The sequence below is a fragment of the Frigoribacterium sp. CFBP 13605 genome (assembly GCF_014839405.1).
Lineage (GTDB): Bacteria > Actinomycetota > Actinomycetes > Actinomycetales > Microbacteriaceae > Frigoribacterium.
The window spans coordinates 1-4,419 of sequence record NZ_JACYNS010000157.1 but is presented as its reverse complement, the minus strand read 5'-3'; the positions used below and the strand labels follow the sequence as shown (position 1 = coordinate 4,419).

General features: G+C 74.0%; 6 protein-coding genes. All 6 read right to left on the bottom strand.

Going from position 1 to position 4,419, the window contains the following annotated elements:
- Nucleotides 1-23 precede the first annotated feature (23 nt).
- Nucleotides 24-680, bottom strand: a complete 657-nt coding sequence (locus IFT36_RS15390; protein WP_374058404.1) for a DNA-3-methyladenine glycosylase I — start codon at nt 678-680, stop codon at nt 24-26.
- Nucleotides 681-724: 44 nt separating this feature from the next.
- On the bottom strand, nt 725-1,351 hold the full coding sequence (locus IFT36_RS15385; RefSeq protein ID WP_200413586.1) for a methylated-DNA--[protein]-cysteine S-methyltransferase: 627 nt from the start codon (nt 1,349-1,351) through the stop codon (nt 725-727).
- The gene (locus tag IFT36_RS15380) at nt 1,348-1,908 is read right to left on the bottom strand and encodes an RNA polymerase sigma factor (protein ID WP_082460320.1); all 561 of its coding nucleotides are present in this window, start codon (nt 1,906-1,908) and stop codon (nt 1,348-1,350) included. Before IFT36_RS15380 ends, IFT36_RS15385 begins: the two co-directional genes overlap by 4 nt.
- A gap of 1 nt (nt 1,909) precedes the next feature.
- Nucleotides 1,910-2,428: a methylated-DNA--[protein]-cysteine S-methyltransferase gene (locus tag IFT36_RS15375; protein WP_056046652.1), complete on the bottom strand. Its 519-nt coding sequence runs from the start codon at nt 2,426-2,428 to the stop codon at nt 1,910-1,912.
- Nucleotides 2,429-2,702: 274 nt separating this feature from the next.
- Entirely contained in the window at nt 2,703-2,981 is a 279-nt protein-coding gene (locus tag IFT36_RS15370) for an acylphosphatase (RefSeq protein WP_056046650.1), read from the bottom strand.
- A gap of 192 nt (nt 2,982-3,173) precedes the next feature.
- Entirely contained in the window at nt 3,174-4,160 is a 987-nt protein-coding gene (locus tag IFT36_RS15365; RefSeq protein ID WP_200413585.1) for an aldo/keto reductase, read from the bottom strand.
- Nucleotides 4,161-4,419 lie beyond the last annotated feature (259 nt).

Below are 4,419 nucleotides of genomic sequence, written 5' to 3'. Positions count from 1 at the left end.
CGCCCCGTCGGGCGAGTCCGCGGTCACGACCCGGCCGCCCGGGGGCCGCCGTCCGGCACCGGCCGGCCGTCGTCGCCCCACACCCCGGACGACCCGCGGCGGTGGCTGTCGACGAGGTGCGTGTCGACGATGCCCGCGGCCTCCATCAGCGCGTGCATGGTGGTCGGCCCCACGAAGGTGAACCCCTTCGCCTTGAGTGCCCGCGAGAGGGCGAGCGACTCCGGCGACGTCGTCGGCACCTCGGCCATCGTGCGGGGCCGGGGAGTCTCGACCGGCCGGAACGACCAGACGAAGTCGACCAGGCCGCCGTCGGCCCTCAGGTCGATCGTCGCCCGCGCGTTGCGGATCGTCGCGTCGACCTTGAGCCGGTTGCGGACGATCCCCGCGTCGGCCATCAGCCGTGCCCGGTCCTCGTCGTCGAAGCGGGCGACAACGTCGGGATCGAAGTCGGAGAATGCGCTCCGGAACGCCGGACGCTTGCGCAGGATCGTCGCCCACGACAGCCCCGACTGGAACGCCTCGAGGCTCAGCCGCTCGAACAGGCCCCGCTCGTCCCGGACCGGCAGCCCCCACTCGGTGTCGTAGTACTCGCGCAACAGCGGATCGGTCGACGCCCAGACCGGTCGGGCGAGCCCGTCGTCACCGACCACGACGCCCGCGCCCGCCAGGTCCGACGGCACCGCTCCCGCGCCGGCCGCCGTCACGCCGGAGGTCACCGCCTCGCTCACGCCCCCGCCTCGAGGTCGATCAGGATATGCTTGGCCGCCATGCCCCCACGGTAGTTGCCCGAGGTCCCGTCGCTCCGCACCACCCGGTGGCAGGGGACGACGAGCGGCAGGGGGTTGGTGGCGCAGGCCGTGCCGACGGCCCGCACCGCGCGAGGACTGCCCGAGGCCAGCGCCACCGCGGCGTAGCTCGCCGTCGACCCGTAGCCGATGTCGGGCAGGTGCTCGAGCACCGTCCGCTGGAACCCCGTCGACAGGCGCCGGTCGAGCGGCAGGTCGAACGCGCGGCGCTCGCCGCGGAAGTACTCGTCGAGCTCGCGTGCCACGGTGTCGAGCCGTGACGGCGCCTCGACGATGCGCGGGCTGACCGTCGAGGCGAGGCGGTCGAGCACCGTGTCGTGCCCCTCGATCTCGAAGGCCACCCGCAGCACGCCCACGTCGGTGGCGCAGAGCAGCAGGAGGCCGACGGGGGAGTCGAGGGTGCGGTAGGCCACGTCGACCGCCCCGACGCCGAGGGCGGTCTCGGCGAAGCGGGCGTGCAGCGCGGCGAGTCGCTCGTCGGTCGGGTCGAGGCTGGTCAAAAGGTCGCCGGGGTCGGTCGACGCGTCGATGGGGGAGGCGGTCATCGGGTGCCCTTCGGCTCGGGGGAGGCGGACGGGACGGAGGCGCGGCCGGCGGCCCGGTCGGAGGCGTCAGCCGGTCGGGGCGTCGCCGGCTCTGCGAGCAGCCGCCGCAGCGCCGCGATGCCGTCCGCGGACGCACGCCGGGCCGCGTCCGCGCTGATGCCGGTCAGCTCGGCCACCTCGCGGTGCGAGAGCCCGACGAGGTGGTGGTAGACCACGGCACGCCGCTGGCCCGGCGGCAGGGTGCGCAGCGCCCCGTCGAGCTCGTCCGCGCGCGCGACGGTCTCGTCGTGAGGAGGCGCGGGCGGCGGTTCGGGCACCGTCTCGACCGGGCGGGGGCGACGCTCCCGTGCCCGCAGCACGTCGATCGCCTTGCGGTGCGCGATGGTCACCAGCCACGCCTCGAGGTTCGTCGACGCGGGGAGCGACGGATACGCGACGAGGGCCGCCACGAACGTCTCGCTCCAGGCGTCGTCGGTGTCGTGCTCGTCGAGCACGGCCCGGCAGACGCGCCAGACCGTGCGACCGTGCCGGGCGACCACGCGCTCGAAGGGTTCCACGTCAGAACAGCCGACCGGAGTCGGGGCCCGACGGCTGGTCGGCCTCCAGCCCGAGCAGGAACCGTTTGCGGTCGAGCCCGCCGGCGTAGCCGACCAGGGCCCCGCCCGAGCCGACCACGCGGTGGCACGGCACGACGATGCTCAAGGGGTTGAGCCCGTTGGCGGCGCCGACCGCCCGGGCCAGGCCGACGCCGCCGAGCGCGGTCGCGAGCTGACCGTAGCTGCGGGTCTCGCCGAAGGGGATGTCGCGGAGGAGCGTCCACACCCGCACCTGGAAGTCGTTGCCGCGCGGTGCCAGCGGGAGGTCGAAGGAGCGCCGCTCGCCGCCGAAGTACTCGCCGAGCTGGCGCCCGACCTCGGCGAAGTCGCTCAGGCCGACGCCGTCCCGCGAGACCGGGCCGAAGCCGGTCGGATCGGGCAGGTGGCGGTGCTCGTCGAAGTAGAGGCCGACGAGGCCCGTCTCGCCCCCGACGACGGTCAACGGGCCGACGGGGGTGTCGACGCTGGTGTGGACGCTCACGGTGCCTCCTGGCTCTCGGCGATGTTATCCACCCCGTAGACGCGGCAGCGGCACCGGATGTGAGGTCACCGGTCGACGAGATCGGACGCGCCGGGCCGGACGGGCCGACCGGGCCGGACGGTCCGACCGAACCGGTCCGGGTGATCGGGCCGGGCCGTCGAGCAGGTACCCTTGAACGCCCGGTCCGGGCACTCCACACTGTCGGGTGTGTGCGAGCGTCCGGGCCGGGTCTCTCGTCTCCGGCCGCCGGGCCCCGTTCTGATCGTCGCTCGGGCTAGTGGCGCGTGCTGAACTCGCTCTCGCCCACGGGGGTGATCTCGCTCACCTCGACCCGGTCGACCCGGGCCCCACGAGGTCCCTCGTCCAGCCACTCGAGCAGCAGCGCCACCCGGTCGGGCCGTCCCTCGACCTCGACCTCGACGGTCCCGTCGGGCAGGTTGCGGACGAAGCCGCCGACGTCCAGTCGGTCCGCCTCGCCCTCGGTCGAGAAACGGAAACCCACGCCCTGCACCGAACCGTGCACGAGGGCCCGGCGTCTGATCACGTCGTCCATCGCTCGACCGTACCCGCGCCTCCTCGGGCTCGCCCTCGTTCCGGCCCCGGACGTCTCACCCCGCCATGAAGTGGACATCCCGCCACCAAGAAAGATGGCGGGATGTTCATTTCGTGGCGGGGTGGCGGGTTGGCGGGGTGGCGGAGCGACGGCTCACGCAGGGCGACGGCCGAGCCGACGCCGGTCGCCTCGCTACTTGTCGACCGTCGACATGTCGGCGTAGCGGGCGCCCTTCGGCGCGGCCACGTCGTCGAGCTGGTGCACCTGCTCGGCGTCGAGCACCACGTCGTCGGCCGCGACGTTCTCGTCGAGGTAGGCGCGGCGCTTCGTGCCCGGGATCGGCACGATGCCCTCGCCCTTGGCGAGCAGCCAGGCGAGCGCGACCTGACCCGGCGTGGCGCCGACGGCCCGGGCGACCTCGTCGACCTGCTGCACGATGCGGACGTTGGCCTGCAGGTTGTCGCCCGAGAAGCGGGGAGCGAACCGGCGGAAGTCGTCCTCGGCGAGCTCGTCCACCGAGCGGATGGTGCCCGTGAGGAACCCCCGACCGAGCGGCGAGTAGGGCACGAAGCCGATGCCGAGCTCGCGGACGGTCGGCAGGATCTCGGCCTCGGGCTCACGGCTCCACAGCGACCACTCGGTCTGCAGGGCGGTGATCGGGTACGTCGCGTGGGCACGGCGGATGGTCTCGGGCGCCGCCTCGGACAGCCCGAGGAACCTCACCTTGCCGGCCGTGACGAGCTCGCCCATGGCGCCCACGGTCTCCTCGATGGGCACGAGCGGGTCGACGCGGTGCTGGTAGTAGAGGTCGATGTGGTCGATGCCGAGGCGCTTCAGCGAGCCGTCGACCGACCGGCGGACGTACTCGGGGCGACCGTCGACCGTGCGTTCGGCGCGGGCCTCGGGGTCGGTCACGTTGCCGAACTTCGTCGCGACGACGGCGTGGTCGCGGCGGCCCTTGAGGGCGCGGCCGAGCAGCTGCTCGTTCGTGTGCGGGCCGTACATGTCGGCGGTGTCGAGCAGGGTGACGCCCACGTCGAGCGCGCGGTGGATGACGCGCACCGACTCGTCGTCGTCGGTGCTGTTGCCGGTGTAGAAGGCGGACATGCCCATGAGGCCGAGGCCGAGGCGGCCGACGTCGAGTCCGCCGTCGACCTGGCCGAGTGTGGTGTTCTTCATGGTCCCGAGCCAACTCCCTCGCACCCGGTGCGGGCACATGCCCGGCCCACGGGCCGACGGACCGCAGGAGGCGCGGTGCCCGTCGACCGGACACCGCGCCTCCTCTGCCTCGTGGGGTCGGGCCCCGGGGGCCGCCGCGGTCAGCGGCGCCCTGCCCGGCGACGGGTGACGGCCGAGCCCGTGACGAGCGCGAGGCCGAGGGCCAGGGCGGCCGCCGCGACGCCGAGCGGCAGGCCCGGCTCGCTGCCGGTGTAGGCGA